General features: G+C 69.2%; 10 protein-coding genes. 6 read left to right on the top strand and 4 right to left on the bottom strand.

The window, feature by feature from the left end; genetic code table 11:
* Positions 1-66 precede the first annotated feature (66 nt).
* Positions 67-6,267, top strand: coding sequence for a myxosortase-dependent M36 family metallopeptidase (locus tag LZ199_RS26850; protein ID WP_323389861.1), 6,201 nt, complete (start codon positions 67-69; stop codon positions 6,265-6,267).
* A 286-nt stretch (positions 6,268-6,553) separates the two neighbouring features.
* A complete protein-coding gene (locus tag LZ199_RS26840) occupies positions 6,554-8,968 on the top strand; it encodes a cation:proton antiporter domain-containing protein (RefSeq protein ID WP_323389859.1) in 2,415 nt (804 codons plus the stop codon).
* A 10-nt stretch (positions 8,969-8,978) separates the two neighbouring features.
* On the opposite strand, the gene LZ199_RS26830 is transcribed toward LZ199_RS26840, so the two are convergent.
* Complete coding sequence (locus LZ199_RS26830) at positions 8,979-10,037, bottom strand: patatin-like phospholipase family protein (protein WP_253996614.1); 1,059 nt, start codon at positions 10,035-10,037, stop codon at positions 8,979-8,981.
* Positions 10,038-10,146: 109 nt separating this feature from the next.
* Between LZ199_RS26830 and LZ199_RS26825 the strand changes: the two genes are divergently transcribed.
* On the top strand, positions 10,147-11,814 hold the full coding sequence (locus tag LZ199_RS26825; RefSeq protein WP_407667252.1) for an amidase: 1,668 nt from the start codon (positions 10,147-10,149) through the stop codon (positions 11,812-11,814).
* A 13-nt stretch (positions 11,815-11,827) separates the two neighbouring features.
* Here LZ199_RS26825 and LZ199_RS26820 read toward each other — a convergent pair whose 3' ends face one another.
* Complete coding sequence (locus LZ199_RS26820; protein WP_253996612.1) at positions 11,828-12,202, bottom strand: DUF1330 domain-containing protein; 375 nt, start codon at positions 12,200-12,202, stop codon at positions 11,828-11,830.
* Between the two features lie 213 nt (positions 12,203-12,415).
* Complete coding sequence (locus LZ199_RS26815) at positions 12,416-13,114, bottom strand: 2OG-Fe(II) oxygenase (RefSeq protein ID WP_253996611.1); 699 nt, start codon at positions 13,112-13,114, stop codon at positions 12,416-12,418.
* 181 nt (positions 13,115-13,295) lie between these two features.
* On the opposite strand from LZ199_RS26815, the gene LZ199_RS26810 reads away from it, so the two are divergent.
* Complete coding sequence (locus LZ199_RS26810; RefSeq protein WP_253996610.1) at positions 13,296-14,282, top strand: acetylserotonin O-methyltransferase; 987 nt, start codon at positions 13,296-13,298, stop codon at positions 14,280-14,282.
* Between the two features lie 23 nt (positions 14,283-14,305).
* Here the strand turns inward: LZ199_RS26810 and LZ199_RS26805 are convergent, their stop codons facing one another.
* Entirely contained in the window at positions 14,306-15,403 is a 1,098-nt protein-coding gene (locus LZ199_RS26805; protein WP_253996609.1) for a DNA topoisomerase IB, read from the bottom strand.
* Positions 15,404-15,585: 182 nt separating this feature from the next.
* Here LZ199_RS26805 and LZ199_RS26800 point away from each other — a divergent pair, with 182 nt between their 5' ends.
* Positions 15,586-16,410, top strand: a complete 825-nt coding sequence (locus LZ199_RS26800) for a hypothetical protein (RefSeq protein ID WP_253996608.1) — start codon at positions 15,586-15,588, stop codon at positions 16,408-16,410.
* A gap of 127 nt (positions 16,411-16,537) precedes the next feature.
* Positions 16,538-18,697, top strand: coding sequence for a flotillin family protein (locus LZ199_RS26795; protein ID WP_253996607.1), 2,160 nt, complete (start codon positions 16,538-16,540; stop codon positions 18,695-18,697).
* Positions 18,698-18,843: the final 146 nt, after the last annotated feature.

The following is an 18,843-nucleotide window of genomic DNA, read 5'->3' as shown; positions in this document are numbered from 1 at the left end:
GGAAAGCGACGTATCGGGTCTCCCGGGCGGCTCCCACCCCGCGCAATCCCATGGGAGCACCCCCACGTGAGAAGGTTGGTTGCCAAGCTGTCCGGCCTGGCGCTGGTACTTTCAGGTACCGGCTCCTTCGCCCGGACGCTGCCGAACTACGACGCATTCCTTGAAGCCAAGCCCGCGGGCCGTGCCGCCGCGAGCTTCAAGCCGGTGGACGCCGATACGGATGTTCGTGTCACCCACCGCGACGAGCACACCGGCGCCCCCCGCTTCATCTGGGCCAACGGTGGCGCTCAGACGAACAACAAGCTGAAGGCGCAGTACGCCAGCATGGCGCCGGCGCAGGCGGCCCTCGCCCAGCTCAACGACTACGCGACGGTGTACGGCGTGAAGTCGTTCGAGGTGGCCGGCGCGCGCGTCTCCGGCGTCAAGGAGCTGGCCGCGGGAGTCAAGGTCGTTACCGTGGCGCAGGAGATCTCCGGCGTCGAGGTGTACCGCCAGAGCCTCCGGCTGCTCCTGAACAAGCAGAACGAGCTGGTGTCCGTCTCCGGCACCATCTCCGAGCACGTCACCGCGACGCGCGCGGTCCCCGAGCGCTTGCAGTTCAAGCTGTCCGCGAAGTCCGCCATCGCCGCCGCCTTCCAGGACGTCACGGGCGCGGCGCTCGACGGCAGCCTGCTGACGCAGGTGAAGAGCGCGAAGCCCACGGGGCGCTACACGCGCTACACCCTGGCCTCGTACGCGCGCCCGCAGAACGAGGGCCTCCGGGAGCCGGCTCGCTCCAAGCAGGTCTACTACGCGCTGCCGAACGCGCTGGTGCCCGCGTACTACGTCGAGGTCATCACCGGGCGCGACAACAGCGTCGACTCGGACGCGTACGCGTACGTCATCTCCGCGGTGGATGGTCGAGTGCTGTCTCGCAAGAACATGCGCGAGGAGGCCGCCTTCAGCTACCGCGTCTTCGCGGACACCACACCCCCGTATACGCCTCACGACGGCCCGGCGGGCACGAACGCCACGCCGCACCCGGACGGAGCCCCGACGGGCTGGCGTCCCCCGTTCGTTCCTCCCTCTCTCGTCACCCTGCAGAACGCGCCCTTCAGCCAGAATGACCCGTGGCTGCCGGCCGGCGCGACGGTGACCGCCGGCAACAACGTGGACGCGTACGCGGACCTCGTGGCGCCGGACTACTACAGCGCGGGCGACCTTCGTCCCACCGTCACCGCCCCTGGCGTGTTCGACCGGACGATGCAGTTCGACATCCAGCCGAACGCCAACGCGGAGCAGATCGCCGCGGCGACGACCAGCTTGTTCTTCATGAACAACTGGCTGCACGACTGGTACTACGACACGGGTTTCGACGAGTCCACGGGCAACGCGCAGCTCGACAACTTCGGGCGCGGTGGCGAGGACGGCGACCCCATCCAGGCGCAGGCGCAGGACTACAGCGGCGTCGACAACGCCAACATGCTGACGCCGGCGGATGGTGCCTCGCCGCGCATGCAGATGTACCGCTTCTCCGGTCCGCGCATCGCGCGCCTGACGGTGAACGCTCCGGCCAACGTCGCGGGTAACTATACCGTCGGTATCGCGTCGGGCATGGGCCCTCAGGTGTTCGACGTGGTGGGCGACGTCGTCATCGCGTTGGACGGGGTGACCGCTCCTGGAGTCTCCCCGACGGACGGCTGCAGCGCGCTGACCAACGCGGCGGCGGTGGCGGGCAACATCGCCCTGATCGACCGCGGCAACTGCGACTTCCTCGTCAAGGCCACCAATGCCCAGGCCGCGGGGGCGCGGGGCATGATCATCGCCGACAATGTCGCCGGCCCCATCGCGGACATGGGAGGGGCTTCGGCCGCCATCACCATCCCCGTGCTGCGCATCACCCTGGCGGATGGCAACCGGATCCGCAACGAGGCGGGCCTCAACGTGAGCATGGTCCGTGAGCCGAGCATCGGCCCGGACGGCACCGTCGACAACATCATCGTCGCGCACGAGTGGGGGCACTACATCAGCAACCGCCTCGTCCTCGACGCGGGCGGTCTGGTCAACAACCAGGGTCGCGCGATGGGCGAGGGCTGGGCGGACTTCCACGCCCTGCTCATGGTGACCCGGCCGGAGGACATCAACGTCCCCTCCAACGCCAACTGGAACGGTGCCTACGGCGCGGCGGAGTTCGCCCCGCGCTACGGCTCTCCCGACAGCGCCTTCTTCGGCATCCGTCGCGTGACGTACTCGTCGGACATGACGAAGAACGCACTGACGTTCGGTCACATCGCGAACTCGGCCACGCTGCCGACCACCGCGCCCCTCATCCCGAATGCCAGCCTGAACTCGCAGGTGCACAACTCCGGTGAAGTGTGGGCCACCATGCTGTGGGAGGCCTATACCTCGCTGCTGCGTGCGCACCCGTTCCAGGAGGCCCAGGACCGGATGAAGCTGTACATCGTCCTGGGATACATGCAGACGCCGTTCGCGCCCACGTTCCTGGAAGCGCGTGACGCCGTCCTCGCGGGTGCCCAGGCCGTGGACCCCGAAGATGCCCAGCGCATGTGGGTCGCCTTCGCCAAGCGCGGTGCCGGTGTCGGCGCCGTGGCTCCGCCCTACACCTCCACCACCCACGAGGGTGTGGTGCAGAGCTTCCGCACGGGTCCCGCCCTGGGGCTGCTGGGCGCGACGCTCTCCGACGACCTGCCCACCAGTTCGTGCGATCGCGACGGCGTGCTCGACAATGGTGAGACGGGCCGCATCGTCGTCACCATCGCGAACACCGGCTCGCACCCCGCGCGCAATGGCTCCGTCACCGTGTTCTCGCCCACCCGCGGTGTCAGCATCGCCAACGGCGGCTTTGTCCGGCTGCCGGAGATCGCCGTCTTCGGCGAGACGACGGTGTCCCTGCCCGTGACGCTGACGGGCGCCGCCCCGAACTCCGTCGCGGAGTTCATCATCTCCTTCCGCGATGAGAACCAGGCGTCTCCGGGCGACGTGGTCGCGTCGCTGGCCGCGATGACCAACTACGACGAGGTTCCGGCGAGCAGCCGCACGGAGACCGTCCAGTCGAACCCCGCGACGCTCCCCTGGGAGCTGGAGTCCAGCGAGTCGCCGGACGTCACCGAGTACTACTTCGGACTCGTCTACGTCGACGAGGCGTTCATCGACCGCGCCTTCTACGGCGAGAACCGGGAGTTCCCCACGGACTTCTGGCTGAGGACGCCGCCTCTCCAGGTGAGCGCCACCGAGCCGTTCATCGTCACGTTCGACCACGCCCACGACTTCGAGGCCGACGCGAACTTCAACTACGACGGCGCCGTCATCGAGCTCACCAATGACAACGGTCAGACGTGGATCGACATCGGCGGGCCCCTGTACGGCGGCGTGCTGGATACCGCTCCGGGCGTGCTGAACCCCCTGCAGGGTCGTCAGGCCATCGTCGGCACGAGCGCGAACTTCCCCACGCTCGAGGCCGCTTCGCTGAACCTGGGCACCACCTACGCGGGCCAGACGGTCCAGATCCGCTTCCGCATCGGCACCGACAACTTCGTCGGCGCCACGGGCTGGGCGCTGGACAACCTGTCCTTCAGCGGCATCACCAACACCCCGTTCACCGCGCTGGCGGCGGACGACAACGTGTGCGTGAACCGTCCTCCGGTCGCCAACGCCGGTGCGGATCAGATCGTCAACGAGCGCACCGCGGTGACGGTGACGGGCAGCGGGACGGACGCCGACGGCGACACCCTGACGTACTCCTGGACGCAGTTCTCCGGCACGGCGGTCACGCTGTCCGGTGCCAACACGGCCACGGTGTCCTTCACGGCTCCGGAAGTGGCGTCGGACCGCGACATCGTCCTGCGCCTGGATGTCAGCGACGGCACCCTGACCTCCACGGACCACGTGACGGTGCGCATCCTCAACGTCAACCGCGTTCCCACGGTGAACGCGGGCCTGGACGGCTCCGCGGATGAGCGTGGCAGCTACACCCTGTCCGGCTCCGCGAGCGACGCGGACGGCGACAGCATCACCTACCTCTGGACGCAGGTGTCCGGCACGCCGGTGGCGCTGACGGGCTACACGGCGGCCTCCGCCACGTTCGCGACCCCCGAGGTGGACTTCGCCACGACGCTCACGTTCCGCCTCACCGTCTCCGACGGCAAGGTCAGCGTGAACGACACCGTGGACGTGGTCATCAACGACGTGAACCGCGCCCCCGTCGTCACCGCCTCGTCGGTGACGGTCGACGAGCGCAGCACCGCCACCCTCGCGGCCACGGCCTCGGATGCGGATGGTGACACGCTGACGTACGAGTGGACGCAGACGTCCGGCCCGGCGGTGACGCTGTCCGGTGCGAACACCGCGAACGCGACCTTCGCCACGGGCGAAGTGGCCGCCAACGCCGTCCTCACCTTCCGGGTGACGGTGTCGGATGGCACGGTCGACGCCACGCAGGACGTCACGGTGAACGTGCTCCACATCAACCGCGCTCCGACGGTGAACGCGGGCCTCGACGGCTCCGTGGACGAGCGCGCCACGGCCACGCTGAGCGGCTCGGCGAGCGACGAAGATGGCGACACCCTGACGTACGCCTGGGTGCAGACGGCCGGTACGCCGGTGGGCATCACCAACGCCACCTCGGCCATCGCCACCTTCACCGCGCCGGAGACGGCGACCGGTGAGACGCTGACCTTCCTCCTGACGGTGAGCGACGGCAGCTCCACCGCCAGCGACACGGTCAACGTGCAGGTCAACGCGGTGAACCGCGCCCCGGCGGTGACGGCGTCCGACGTGACGGCCGACGAGCGGAGCACCGTCTCCCTCATCGCCCAGGGCACCGACCTGGATGGCGACACGCTGACCTACGCGTGGACGCAGCTGACGGGCACCCCGGTGACGCTCGCGAACGCCGACTCGGCGACCGCGGACTTCGACGCGGGTGACGTGGACGCCGACGAGGAGCTCACGTTCCGCGTGACGGTGTCCGATGGCACCGTCGAGGCGACCCAGGATGTGACGGTGACGCTGCGCAACGTGAACCGTGCTCCCACGGCGAACGCGGGTGCGGCGGCCTCCGCTGTGTCCGGTACCACCGTGACGCTGGATGGCAGCGCGAGCAGCGATGCCGATGGCACCGCGCTGTCGTACACGTGGACGCAGGTCAGCGGCCCGTCCGTGGCGCTGTCCAATGCGACGTCCGCCCAGCCGACCTTCACCGCTCCTTCGGTGCAGGCGCAGCGCGACCTGGTGTTCAGCCTGGTCGTGAGTGACGGGGTGGCGAGCAGCGCGGCTTCCCTGGTGGTCATCACCATCAACCCGACGGACATCCCGAACCGGGCTCCCGTGGTGAGCGCGTCCGCGGTGACGGCCGACGAGCGGAGCACTGTCTCCCTCGTGGCCCAGGCCACGGATGAGGACGGCGACACGCTGACCTACGCGTGGACGCAGCTGACGGGCACCACCGTGACGCTGCAGAACGCCAACACCGCGACCGCGTCCTTCGACGCGGGCGAGGTGGATGCCAACGCGGAGCTGACGTTCCGCGTGACGGTGTCCGATGGCACGGCCACGGTGACCAAGGACGTGACGGTGACGGTGCGCAACGTGAACCGTGCTCCCACGGCGAACGCGGGCGCGGCGGCCACTGCCCAGTCTGGCACCACCGTGACGCTGGATGGCACCGCGAGCAGCGATGCCGACGGCACGGCGGTGACGTACGCGTGGACCCAGGTCAGCGGTCCGTCCGTGGCGCTGTCCGACGCCACGGCGGCTCAGCCCTCCTTCACCGCTCCGACGGTGACGGCGGAGCGCGACCTGGTGTTCAGCCTGGTGGTGAGCGACGGGGCGGCGAGCAGCACGGCCTCCCTGGTGGTCATCACCGTGACCGCGGCGCCGGTGGAGAACACCGCGCCGGTGGCCAAGGCCCGCATCATCCTCAATGGCAGCCAGACGTCGATGACCCTCGACGGCTCGGCTTCCACCGACGCGAATGGCGATGCCCTGACCTACAAGTGGGAGCAGACGGGCGGCCCGAGCGTCACGCTCAACGAGTCGACCAAGGCGGTGCTCAGCGTGGACGTGCCGGAGCTGGATGACGACAGCGCCACGTTCTCGTTCAAGCTGACGGTGAAGGACCCGGCGGGTGCCACCCACAGCGTCACGGTGGAGGCCACGGCCACCCCGGATGATGGTGGTGGTTGCTCGTCCACGGGCGCGGGTGCTCCGGCGGGCATGCTCGCCCTGGCGCTCCTCAGCCTGCTGCACCGTCGTCGCCGCCTGAACTAGTCGGAAGGCCGCCTCTCTCCTTGGAGAGGCGGCTCACTTCCGGGGCTGGGTGCCTGACAGGCCCGGACCCGGAGGCACTCCACTCGCTTCAGCGGTTCTGAACGCTCTTGAAGTCAGACGGCCGGCATCCTCTCGAGAGGGTGTCGGCCGTTGCTCATTCCGGCGCCGCTGGAGGGGCGGTGACGGTGACTGGTGCACGAATCCGCGGCGCGGCGCGCGGGCGGTCTCTCGCGCTGGGGCAGGCTCGGCTCGCGTGTGGCCCGGTCGGACCGCCGCCCTTGCGTCCATGTTCCCTCTCGCCTCCGCCTCCTCGCCGCCGTTCCTGCAGGAGATTGTCATCCTCATCGCCGCGGGCGCGGTGATGGCCTACGTGGGCCACCGCTTCCGGCTGGTGCCCATTGTCGGCTTCCTGCTCGCGGGCGCGGTGATTGGCCCCAACTCCCTGGCCCTGGTGAAGGACCTGGAGCTGGTCAACTCCGCCGCGGAGCTGGGCGTCATCCTGCTGCTGTTCAGCATCGGGCTGGAGTTCAGCCTGGAGAAGCTGTCCCGCCTCAAGACGCTCCTGTTCGGAGGCGGAGGGCTCCAGGTAGGGCTGGCCTCGGTGGGGATGATGGGGCTGTTGATGCTGTTCGGCGTGGCGTGGCGTCCCGCGCTGTTCACCGGCTTCCTGGTGGCGCTGTCCTCCACCGCCATCGTCCTCAAGCTGCTCGGAGACCGGGGAGGAACCTCGTCCGACGTGGGGCAGGTGTCCCTGGGGCTGCTCATCTTCCAGGACCTCGCGGTGGTGATGATGGTGCTGCTCGTCCCCGTGCTGGCGGGGAAGGGGGACACGCCGCTCCACTTCGTGTGGGCGTTCGCCAAGGCGATTGGCATCATCATCGCGGTGCTGGTGGTGGCGCGCCGGCTGATGCCCAAGTTGCTGGAGGTGGTGGCCCGGACGTGCTCGCCAGAGCTGTTCCTGCTCACCGTCATCGCCGTGTGCTTCGGCACCGCGTACCTCACCAGCCTCGCGGGCGTCAGCGTGTCCCTGGGGGCCTTCCTCGCGGGCCTCGTCGTCAGCGAGAGCCGCTTCAGCGAGCACGCCTTCGGAGAAATCCTCCCGCTCCAGATTCTCTTCAGCGCCACGTTCTTCGTCTCCGTGGGCATGTTGCTGGACGTGGGCTTCCTCGTGGCCCACCTGCCGACGGTGCTGCTGGCCATCGTCGCGGTGCTCGTCGTGAAGGCGGTGACAACGGGCATCAGCGTGCTGGCGCTCGGCTATCGTCCGCCCGTGGCGCTGGAGAGCGCGCTGCTGCTGGCCCAGGTGGGGGAGTTCTCCTTCGTGCTGGAGCGCAGCGGCCGCAGGCTGGGGCTGTTTCCAGCGGGTGTCCCTGAAGGCTCCCAGGCCTTCATCGCGGCCACGGTGATGTTGATGGTGCTCACGCCGGCCTTGTCCCGGCTGGGCGCCTGGGCGGGCGGCCGGCTCACCCGCAGGGGGCGCCTCGCGCTGGCGCAGGAGAGCCCCACCACGGATGAGTCGGAGGCGCTGGCGGCCGAGTCCTTCGCCCGCTTCGAGAACCACGTCATCGTCGCGGGCTATGGAGACGGGGCGCGCAGGCTGTCGCGCGTGCTGCGCGGCTCTGGCATTCCGTTCCTGGTCACCACCCTGAGCCCCCAGGGCGCGAACGAAGCGGAGGCCGAGGGCATGGTGGTGCTGCGCGGCGACTACGCGCGGCAGCGCACGCTGCGCGTCGCGGGCGTCCAGCGCGCCAAGCTCCTCATGGTGGTGGATGACGAGGTCGCCATGGCCCACCGCGTGGTGGCCGTGGCGCGGATGGAGAACCCCACGCTGCGCCTGGTGGCGCGCGTCCGCACCGTCGCCGACGTAGAGCCGATGAGCACCGCCGGCGCGGATGTCGTCGTGTGCGAGGAGCTGGAGAGCCTGGTGGCCGTGCTGTCCTCTGTGCTGGAGGACTACCGGCAGTCGCCGGAGGAGATTGAAGACCACGAGGATGCCGTGCGGCGCTCCGGCTACGCGGCGCTGCGATTGTCGGGCGCCCTGGAGAAACCGCTGCTCGTGTGCGCGCTGGAGGATGACTGCCTCGGCACGCGTCGCGTGACGGTCCGCCCCGGCGCGCCCGTCGTGGGCATGACGGTGGAGGCGCTGGTCCAGCGCGCGGACGGCCCGTTCCAGGTCCTGTCCCTGCGAAGGGAGGGAGAGCTGCTGGCGCAACTCAGTCCCCACACGCGCTTCGAGGTAGGGGACGAGCTGGTCCTCAAGGGCTCCGTCGCGGTCTTCGAACGCGGCGCCGAGCTGTTCCGCGCACCGCCCCCAGAGGGACTCGAGGTGGACTCACCAGCCCCCGCGCCCACCGCGCCGCGCACGGCGGCGGAGCTCATCGACCCGCAGGCCACCCTCGAGTTCCATCCGAAGGAAGGCACGGGCCCATGTGCCCACCTGGACCAGCTTCGCCCCGTGCGCGCCCGAACGAAGGGCTGTGAGGAGTGCCTCAAGCTCCACGACACCTGGGTGCACCTGCGGCTGTGCATGACGTGCGGCCACGTGGGGTGCTGCGACGACTCGAAGAACAAGCACGCGACAGGGCACTTCCACGACACGACGCATCCGCTCATCCGCTCGCTGGAGCCCGGTGAGAACTGGGGCTGGTGCTACGTGGACCAGGTCCAGTTGGAGGACGAGTCCCCACCGTCACGCCCGTGAGGCGTCGGACTCAGAGAGGCCGTACGTGCTCGGCGAGCTGGCCCGTGGCGATGAGCTCCTGGAGCTCGTCTCCCATCCGCTCGCTCTCGGAGACCACCTGGTTCCAGGCGCGGATGCGCGCGGTGTCCGTCATCCGCTCGAAGTCGACGCGGTCCGGAATCTTTCCGCCGGGGAGCCTCGCGACCAGTTCGGGGGAAGGGGAGATGAGCAGCGCCCTCCGGAAGTTCTCCGGCCGCGCCCTCCGCCAGCGCAGGGCCTTGTCGAACCAGCCGGGCACCACGTACGGATAGAAGTGCGGGTACAGCACCAGGCCCTCACCGGGACCGAAGTCCAGGTCCAGGTGGTAGTCGACGACGCCCCCATCCCGGTACACGCCCGGATGCGCGCCGGGGATGCGCACGCCGCTGAGCACCAACGGAATCGAGCCCGAGGCGATGAGCGCCGGCTTCAGGTTCTCCTCCGTCAAGGGCAGGTGGACGGAGGGCAGGTCCTTCTGCGTCCTGAACGGACTGGTGTCGCCCGCCGTGTCGAAGACGACTCGGCGCAGGTGGAGGCTCAGGCTCTTGCGGCTCACCACGTTGCCCATGGCGCACAGCGCCAGGCCCAGGAACTGCACGCGGGGATGCTCCGCGCCCATGGGTCCACGACACAGCGCGGTGACGATGTGCAGCCGGGCCCAGGGGTGGTGGAGGATCTCCTTCAGCCCGTCGTCGCCCAGGAGCGCGTCGAGGATCCGCTCGCTCGTCTCGCTCACCAGGGCCGGCGAGGGCTTGGGCGGATAGCGCTGGTCGATGTACGCCGCCTCGAAGCGACGCAGAGCGGACACGGGGTCGTTCTGCGCCAGACACGCCAGCCGCCAGCTCCCGATGGAGCTCCCAATCAGGTGCAGCGGGCGGGTGCGCCCCTTGAACAGCTCGCCGAAGAGGGCGCGGTCCAACCCCGCGAGCACCAACCACTTGGGACCACCGGAAGCTCCAGGGACGACATCCACATCGTCCCCGCGCAGCCCGCGCGCACGCAGGAGGCGCAGCGCGTCAGGTCCCGCCAGAAGCGTCAGATTCGAGGCCATGTCGGTCTGGAACCGTACCAGGAGCGTGCGAGTCGCGCGGGACTTCCGCAGGTGCGCCCCGCCTGGCTTGCGACAAGCCATGCGCCACTGCTGTACTGCGCACGACCCCATGAAAAAGCCCACGCCTCCCGGTCATCGTTCCTGGGAAATGAGTCGTCGTGCCTTCCTCGGAGGCACGGCCGCTGTCACGGCCATGGCCTCGCTGGACGCCTCCGGGAGTCCGGAGGGTCAGGCCGCGCCCTCCGCCCGTCCCTTCGAGCTGGAGGAGGCCACCATCGCCGACCTTCAAGCGGGCATGGGGGCAGGGAAGTACACCGCGCACGGCCTCACGGAGCGCTACCTGGCGCGAATCGCCGCCACGGACCGCACCGGCTCGCTGCCGCTGCTGTCCATCATCGAGCTGAACCCGGACGCGCTCGCGCTCGCGCAGGCGCTGGACAAGGAGCGCAAGGAGAAGGGCGCGCGCGGTCCGCTGCACGGCATCCCCGTGCTCATCAAGGACAACATCGCCACGGCGGACCGGATGCAGACCACCGCGGGCTCGCTCGCGCTCGTCGGCGCCGTGCCCTCACGGGATGCGTTCGTGGTGGAGCGCCTGCGCGCGGCGGGCGCCGTCATCCTCGGCAAGACGAACCTCAGCGAGTGGGCCAACTTCCGCTCCACGCGCTCCGCCAGCGGCTGGAGTGGCCGCGGCGGCCAGTGTCGCAATCCCTATGCGCTGGACCGGTCTCCCTCGGGCTCCAGCTCCGGCTCCGGCGCCGCGACGGCCGCGAACCTCTGCGTCGTGTCCGTGGGCACGGAGACGGACGGCTCCATCGTGTCGCCCTCCGCGGCGTGCTCGCTGGTGGGACTCAAGCCGACGGTGGGGCTGGTCAGCCGCGCGGGCATCATCCCCATCTCCCACAGCCAGGACACCGCGGGCCCCATGACTCGCACCGTGGCGGATGCCGCCGCGCTGCTCACCGTGCTCGCGGGAGTCGACGCCGCTGACGTGGCGACGGCCGCGAGCCAGGGCCGCACGGGGCTCGACTACACGAAGTTCCTGGATGCGGACGGGCTGAAGGGCGCGCGCATCGGCGTCGCCCGCGAGCGCTTCTTCGGCTACCACGCCGCCACGGACGCGCTGGTGGAGCAGGCGCTGGAGGTCATGAAGTCCAAGGGCGCCATCGTCGTGGACCCGGCCTCCATCCCCAACGCGCCCAAGCTGGATGACCCCGAGTTCGAAGTCCTGCTGTACGAGTTCAAGGCCGGCACGGAGGCGTGGCTCGCGAGCCTGGGGGACAGGACGAAGCTGCGCACGCTCGCGGACCTCATCCGCTTCAACGAGGAGCACCAGGACGTGGAGATGCCGTACTTCGGTCAGGAGCTGCTGCGTCAGGCGCAGGCGCGCGGCTCGCTCTCCGACGCGAAGTACCTCAAGGCCCTGGCCGCCAGTCGCAAGCTGTCACGCGAGCAGGGCATCGACGCGGTGATGCGCAAGCACCAGCTGGACGCGCTCGTCGCGCCCACGCAGGCGCCTCCGGGGCTCATCGACCTGGTGAACGGCGACCACTGGCTGGGCAGCAGCTCCACGCCCGCGGCCGTCGCCGGCTATGCCACCCTCACGGTGCCGGCGGGCTACGTGCGCGGCCTGCCCGTGGGGCTGTCGTTCATCGGTCGAGCATGGAGCGAGCCCACATTGCTCAAGCTCGCTCATGCCTATGAGCAGGCCACGCGGCACCGACGCCCGCCTGGCTTCGTGCCCACCGCGGACCTGCGCCTCGTCGCCGGGCGTTGAGTCCGCGCCAGACTCAGGGAGGCGAGGCCACCCAGGGAAGCGTCGCCTGCATCACCGCCTCGTGCAGCGCGGCCGTGCGCAGGTGGCTGAAGCGCTGGTAGTCCGGGTCGTTCACCATCTGGAGGAACGCGGCGCGGCTCGGGTAGCGCACGAGCATCACCGCGTCCCAGGTCTGCCCCGGCTCGGCGACCAGCGCGGTGGAGCCGTCGCCCGCATAGAGGGGCTGCGCGCCCGCCTTGATCATGAACGGCATGATGGCGCTCGCGTACTCCGCGAACGAGGCCCGGCCCCCTTCCTTGAACCGCACCAGGTTCATCATCACCAGCGGCCCCCCCGGGTCTTCCTGGATGAAGCGCTGAACGTCGGTGCCCTGCGGATCGACAGCCACGGTGCCTCCTGAAAACGAATCGGTCGTCCGCCCCCATCGAGACGGCAGGTCATTGTCCCTCAGTCCCACCGTGCGGTGAACCCGGCACAGGACAGACCCGGTATTCCCCAAAACTGGGGCCCGCCTCACCCACGGCGCGCAGGACGAGTAATACAGGAACAATCAGTGATACAGGCGCCTGGTTGCTCGTCGCGTCCGTCGCTGATGTCTGTCTCAGCTGTCGGTGCGCTCGCGCTGCGCATCCAGGTACGCGGCGAAGCCGGCCTTGGACTGGATGCGAAAGGCTGGCAGGCGGGCGAGGGCGTCCGGAGCGAAGACGTACTGCTCGCAGACGAGGCTCGCGCGCTGCGAGTCGTCCTGGGCACCCATGAAGGGCCGCACCTCGTGCTGGAGGTGGCCCTGGAAGTGGACCAGCAGCCCGGGCCGAGGCTGGACTTCACCCACGCGGCGATTGTCGTGGAGCAGACGGAGCGCGCCGCCGTGCGCGCCGCGAGGCATCTGGAGATACAGGACGCTCACGTGGCGAGGCGTCGCGTCAGGCACTCCACTGGGGCCCTGCAAGGTCGCATCGATGTGTCGGCCCACGCTCTTGCCCGCCTCGAGCAACAGCAGGTTCAGATAGAACGCGTTGGGGGTCGGCTGTCGCGAGCCGAACAGTCGCTCCCGCCACGGCAGCAGGCCCCGTGCGCTGTCCGGCGCCAGCACCCGCGCGAGGTATGCGCGCAGGAACGGGAAGCGCGCCTCCAGGGTGCTCCGACCTTCATGTGTGAAGATGAAGGCGAAGCCCCGACTCGCCTGGAACGTGCCCATGAGCGGGCTGCGTGCCACGAAACGCGAGCCCAGCAGGGCGTCTCGCAGTGACTCCAACTCCACGGTCGGGAGGGCTTGACGTTGGGTGATGTATGCGCGCACGACAAAAGGCGGGGATTGCGAGGGAACTGACCAATAGTGCTTTTACAGCCTACCTTTTAGGTTTCAGAATTGGCGCGTCTCACTCCCCCCGCGCAAGGTCCCCCCCTGCATGAGCCAGCAACCTCGTCCCGTCAACGCCGATCCTGTCGCTCCCAGCTCGTCTCCTCCGCCCGCGGTCGTGATGACCCAGATGGTCTACGGCTTCTGGGTCTCCCGCACCCTGCAGATCATGGCGGAGCTCGGTATCGCTGACACCATTGGTGAGGTGCCCAAGACAGTGGATGAACTCGCGCAAGCCAGCGGCACCCATGCGCCGGCGCTGCGACGCATGCTGCGACTGCTGACCGGCCTGGGGGTGCTGGTCAAGGACGAGCAGAGCGAGCGCTTCGGGCTCACGGAGCTGGGCCACATGCTGCGCAAGGACAGCCCGGGCTCGGTGTACGGCTCACTGCGCGCCCACGGCCACCTGCTGTCCTGGCAGGCGTGGGGAGACCTGGTGTCGTCGCTGAAGACGGGCCAGCCCTCCGTGGAGAAGTTCATGGGGGACAGCTTCTTCGGCTACATGTCCAAGCATCCGGAGGATGCGGCCATCTTCAACGGCAGCATGGCCGCGTATCAGAGCCTCAATGCTCCGGCGGTGGTGGGCGCGTACGACTTCTCCACCGCGAAGTCCGTGGTGGACGTGGGCGGTGGAACCGGCACGCTGCTGGCGCACATCCTCCAGGCCCACCCGAGCCTCCGGGGAGCGCTGTTCGAGCTGCCGCACGTCAAGGCGGAGGCCACCGCGCGCCTGACGAACATGGGCGTGGCGCCGCGCGCCGAGGTGCTGGAGGGCAACTTCTTCGAGAAGATTCCGTCGGGCTACGACATCTACATCCTGTCGCAGATCCTCCATGACTGGGACGACGAGCGCAGCCTGAAGATCCTCACCAACATGCGCCAGGCGATGCACCCGGGAGCGAAGCTGCTCATCGTGGAGACGGTGCTGCCGGGCGACAACGTGCAGCACTTCGGCAACCTCTACGACATGGCCATGCTGGTGCTCGTGGGCGGCCAGGAGCGCACCGGCACCGAGTACACCGCGCTGGTGGAGAAGGCCGGGCTGCGCATCCACCGCGTGCTGCCGACGTACATGCCGCCCAGCGTGGTGGAGGTCGTCCCCGCCTGAGCCCGACGGCCCGGCGCTCCGACTCACGCGCCGGGCCGGCGCTCCGAGGACTTCAGCAGGTGGAGCAGGGCCTTCTCCGAGCAGTGGAGGCGCTCGCTCCGGGACGAGGTGAGCTCGTCCACGGACTCGAAGTAGCGGTCCACCACCTGGCCCCGCTCGAAGAGGGCCAGCACGGACGGGTAGATGTACGAGGAGCGGGCCACCGCGGGCGTGTTGCCCAGGTGCTCCGCGGCCTCCTTCACCGCGGCCACCATGCTCTTCTTGAGCAGCTTCCCGGGCGGCACCTCCTGCTTCGCGGCGTGCTGGCGCGCGCGGGCCAGGGCGCAGGCGCAGATGAGGGTGCCCGCCCAGGTGCGGAAGTCCTTGGCGCTGTACTCCTCGCCCAGCACCTCCTGGATGTACTCGTTGATGTGGCGGCGGCGCACGTCCACCACGTGCCCGTCGTCCAGCACGTACTTGAAGACGTCGCGCCCGGGCACCTTCAGCAGCTTGCGCACGAGTGTGGCGACGCGCCGGTCCACGAGCAGGCGGCGCTGACGCTTCCCGCTCTTGCCCGGGAAGTCGAACGTCACCGTGTCCCCTGACACGCGCACGTGCTGGCGCCGCAGCGTCGCGATGCCGAAGCTCTCGTTGGTCTCCGCGTAGCGCTGGCTGCCGGGACGGATGAAGCACGTGCCGAGGATGCGCAGGGTGGCCGCCAGCACCTTGTCCCGGCCGAGGCCCTGACGGCGCAAGTCCGCGTTCACCCGCCGGCGCAGGCGGGGCAGGGCCCGGGCGAAGCCGACGATGCGGCGGAACTTCGCCTCGTCCGCGCGCCGCCGATGCGCGGCGTGGTAGCGGTACTGCCAGCGGCCCGCCGCGTCCCGCCCCATGGCCTGCAGGCGCGCGGTGGCGGAGGCGGCGATGAACACGTCGCGCCAGGCGGGGGGCAGGCGCAGGGCCTCGATGCGCGCCTTCTGGCTCGCGTCCACGGGCTTGCCCCCCGCGTCCACGTAGCGGAACCCCAGGCGCGCCGTCCCCTGACGGCGCAGCCCGTCGCGCTGGAGCCGCTCGAGCTGCGTGAGGCCCCTTCGTTTGACGGGGGCTGGGGGCGCGAGAGCCGTGGCGGCGGTGGCTGGCATCGTCCTGTCGTCCGGGTGAGGGTGGACCCCGGGCTCGTCGAGGCCCGGCCCTCCAGGAGTTGTGCAGCCGGGAGCGATAAGGCAATGCGGGCTTCGCTCGGTGGCTCGCCGGGCGGGCGTCCAGGAAATCGACGGGGGCGGTTTTCGGAGGGAATCAGGCTCGATTAGAGTCCCGGGCGACGATGACGCCCTTCTTCGACGCCATCCTCGCGTTTCCGACCGCGATCTTCACCACGGCAATGGGCGTGGTGCTCACCTATTGGCTGTTCGTCATCATCGGAGCGGTGGGTATCGACCTGCTCGATGGCGGTCACGTCGACTTCGAATCTGGCGGAAAGGCACTGGGCGCGGCGTTCGAGGGCGGGGGCAAGGCCCTGGCCGGGACGCTGGAAGGTGGAGCGAAGGCGGCGGGTGAGGCCATCCAGGGCGGCGGCAAGGCCATGGGCGCGCATGACCACGACGCGCACATGGAGGGCGGCATCCTCTCCACGCTGGGCTTCGCGGGCATCCCGCTCACGGTCTCCGTGAGCCTCGTCTCGTTCTTCTCGTGGTTCCTGTCGCTCCTGGCCACGCCTCCGGCGCACGCGCTGCTCGGCGGGGTGCTGCCCTCGTGGCTGCTCAACAGCACGGTGGGGATGCTCTGCTTCATCGCGGGGCTGGTGATTTCGGGCGTCGCCGTGCGGCCCCTGCGCCCCGTCTTCGTGGCGCGCAAGGCGCCGGGGCGCGACTCGCTGATGGGCCGGGTGTGCACCATCTCCAGCGGCGGCGTCACGGACCGCAACGGCCACGCGACGTTCGAGGACGGCGAGGCGGGCTTCATCCTGAACGTGGTCTGCTCGAAGAAGAACGGGCTCAAGCGGGGAGATCCCGCGCTGGTGCTGTCGTACGACGCCCAGCGGGATGTCTACGAGGTGGAGCCCGTGGACTGGCTGTTGCCGGAAGAGATGGATCAGCTTCGCGACCCCACGCGGGCCGCGGCGCTGGCCCGCTCGCGAGCACGTACATGAATTGAGTCGAGGCGCGGTCCGCTCAGGGGGGCGGCCCGTGTATGGATTCGACGCCAGAGGGCTTTCGCGGGGGATCTCTGGCGCCTGATACAAGGCCCGCTGTCATTACTTCACAGGAAAAAAGGCCATGGATCCCATCACCTTGGTAGCCGCCGTCGGCGGAGGCGTCATCCTCCTCACGGGCATCGTCCTCACCATCGTTCGCCTGTACCGGCAGGTGGATCAGGGCAAGGTGCTCATCGTCAACACCTTGAAGACCGAGCCCCTGGTGACGTTCACCGGCGCGGTGGTCTTCCCCATCATCAACCGGGCCGAGGTGATGGACATCGCGCTGAAGACGGTTGAAATCGACCGTCGCGGCAAGGAAGGCCTCATCTGCCAGGACAACATCCGCGCGGACATCAAGGTCACCTTCTTCGTGCGCGTGAACAAGACGCGTGAGGACGTGCTCAAGGTCGCCCAGTCCATCGGCTGCGTGCGCGCCAGCGACCAGGAGACGCTCGAGAAGCTCTTCGAGGCCAAGTTCTCCGAAGCCCTCAAGACGGTGGGCAAGAACTTCAACTTCGTGGACCTCTACACGAAGCGCGCGGAGATCAAGGACAACGTGGTGGAGGTGATTGGCCGGGACCTCAACGGCTACATGCTGGAGGACTGCGCCATCGACTATCTGGAGCAGACCCCGGTGGAGATGCTCGACAAGGACAACATCCTCGACGCCGAGGGCATCCGGAAGATCACCAAGCTCACCACCGAGCAGAACATCGTCACGAACGAGCTGCGGCAGACGGAGCGCCAGGCGGTGACGAAGCGCAACGTGGAAGCCGACCAGAGCATCTTCGAGCTGGAGCGTCAGCGTGAAGAGGCCTCCGCGAAGCAGCGGCGCGCCATTGAGACGGTGCAGGCCGAGGAGTCCGCCGAGACGGAGCGCGTGAAGCAGGAGCAGTACTCCAAGGCGCAGCTCGCCCGCATCAAGGCGGAGCAGGAGATCCTCGTCCAGGAGCAGAACAAGTCGCGCGACGTGGAAGTGGCCCAGAAGCACCGCGAGCGCGAAGTGGGGGTCGAGGCGGAGAACGTGGAGCGCGCCCGCTCGCTGGCGGCCATCAGCCGGGAGCGTGAGACGGAGCTGGAGCGCATCGACAAGGAGAAGGCGCTCGAGGAGCAGAAGAAGAACATCGCCGACGTGGTGCGCGCCCGCATCGCCGTGGAGAAGACGGTGGCGCAGGAGGAGGAGCGCATCAAGGACCTGCGCGTGGAGTCCGACGCCCTTCGCAAGAAGCAGGCGATCATCATCAACGCCGAGGCCCAGGCGCAGGAGAAGACCGTCAAGGACGTGAACGGCGCCAAGGCCAACAGCGAGATGGCGGTGTTCATGGCGAAGGAGAAGCTCACCCTCGCCGAGGCGGACCTCGAGGCCGCCGACAAGACGGCGAAGGCGAAGATGCGGCTGGCCGACGGCATCCAGGCCGAGTCCGCCGCCGAGGGCCTGGCGGGCATCCGCGTGAAGGAAGCGGACGCCGCGGCCACGGAGAAGCTGGGCATGGCGCAGGTGCGCGTGAAGGAGGCGGAGGCCGGCGCGATTGAAAAGCAGGGCCACGCGCAGGCGCAGGTCGTCCGCGAGCGGCTGCTGGCGGAGGCCGCGGGTGAGCAGGAGAAGGGCATCGCCCGGGCTCGCGTGCAGGAGGCCGAAGCGGTGGCCATCCACAAGCGCGGCGAGGCGGAGGCGTTCGCCACGAAGGAGATGCAGCTCGCCGAGGCCTCTTCCATCCAGGAGAAGCTGTTCGCCGAGGCCCGGGGCCTCGCGGAGAAGGCGGCGTCCATGAAGCTGATGGACGGCGTGGGCCGCGAGCACGAGGAGTTCCGCCTCAAGCTCAACAAGGAGCGCGACATCGAGCTGGAGTCCATCCGCGTGCGCAAGGACATCGCCCATGCGCAGGCCGAGGTCCTGGCCAAGGCGTTCGCCAACGCGAAGTTCAACATCGTCGGTGGCGACGGCCAGTTCTTCGAGCGCTTCGTCAAGGCGGTGTCGTTCGGCACCGCGGTGGACGGCGCGTTGGACCATGGCGAGGCCCTGAAGACGGCGCTGGGGGGCTACCTCAACGGCGAGAAGGACCTGCCGGCGGACCTCAAGGAGATCCTCTCCAAGCCGGGCCTGAGCAACGACGCGCAGAACCTGGCGGTGGCGGCGCTGCTGCACCGCATGACGCCCGGCCCGACGGACCCGGCGGCGAACCTGAAGGCGCTCGTGGGCGCCGAGGGCAAGTCGTCCACCACCGAAAAGCAGGGCTGATTCGGGCGGTAGCAGCACAGGGTCCGCCTTCGCCTGAAGCGCGAGGGCGGGCATGGCGTCACGACGACCTCGCCCCGGCGCCTTCCGGGGCGCGCGTTCCTCCCATCGGGCGGGACGGGGGCGGGGTCCCCGCTAAATTTCCGGTG

The organism is Myxococcus qinghaiensis (assembly GCF_024198215.1).
GTDB classification, from domain to species: domain Bacteria; phylum Myxococcota; class Myxococcia; order Myxococcales; family Myxococcaceae; genus Myxococcus; species Myxococcus qinghaiensis.
The sequence above is the reverse complement of the archived record's forward strand: the minus strand, read 5'-3'. Positions and strand labels throughout refer to the sequence as shown.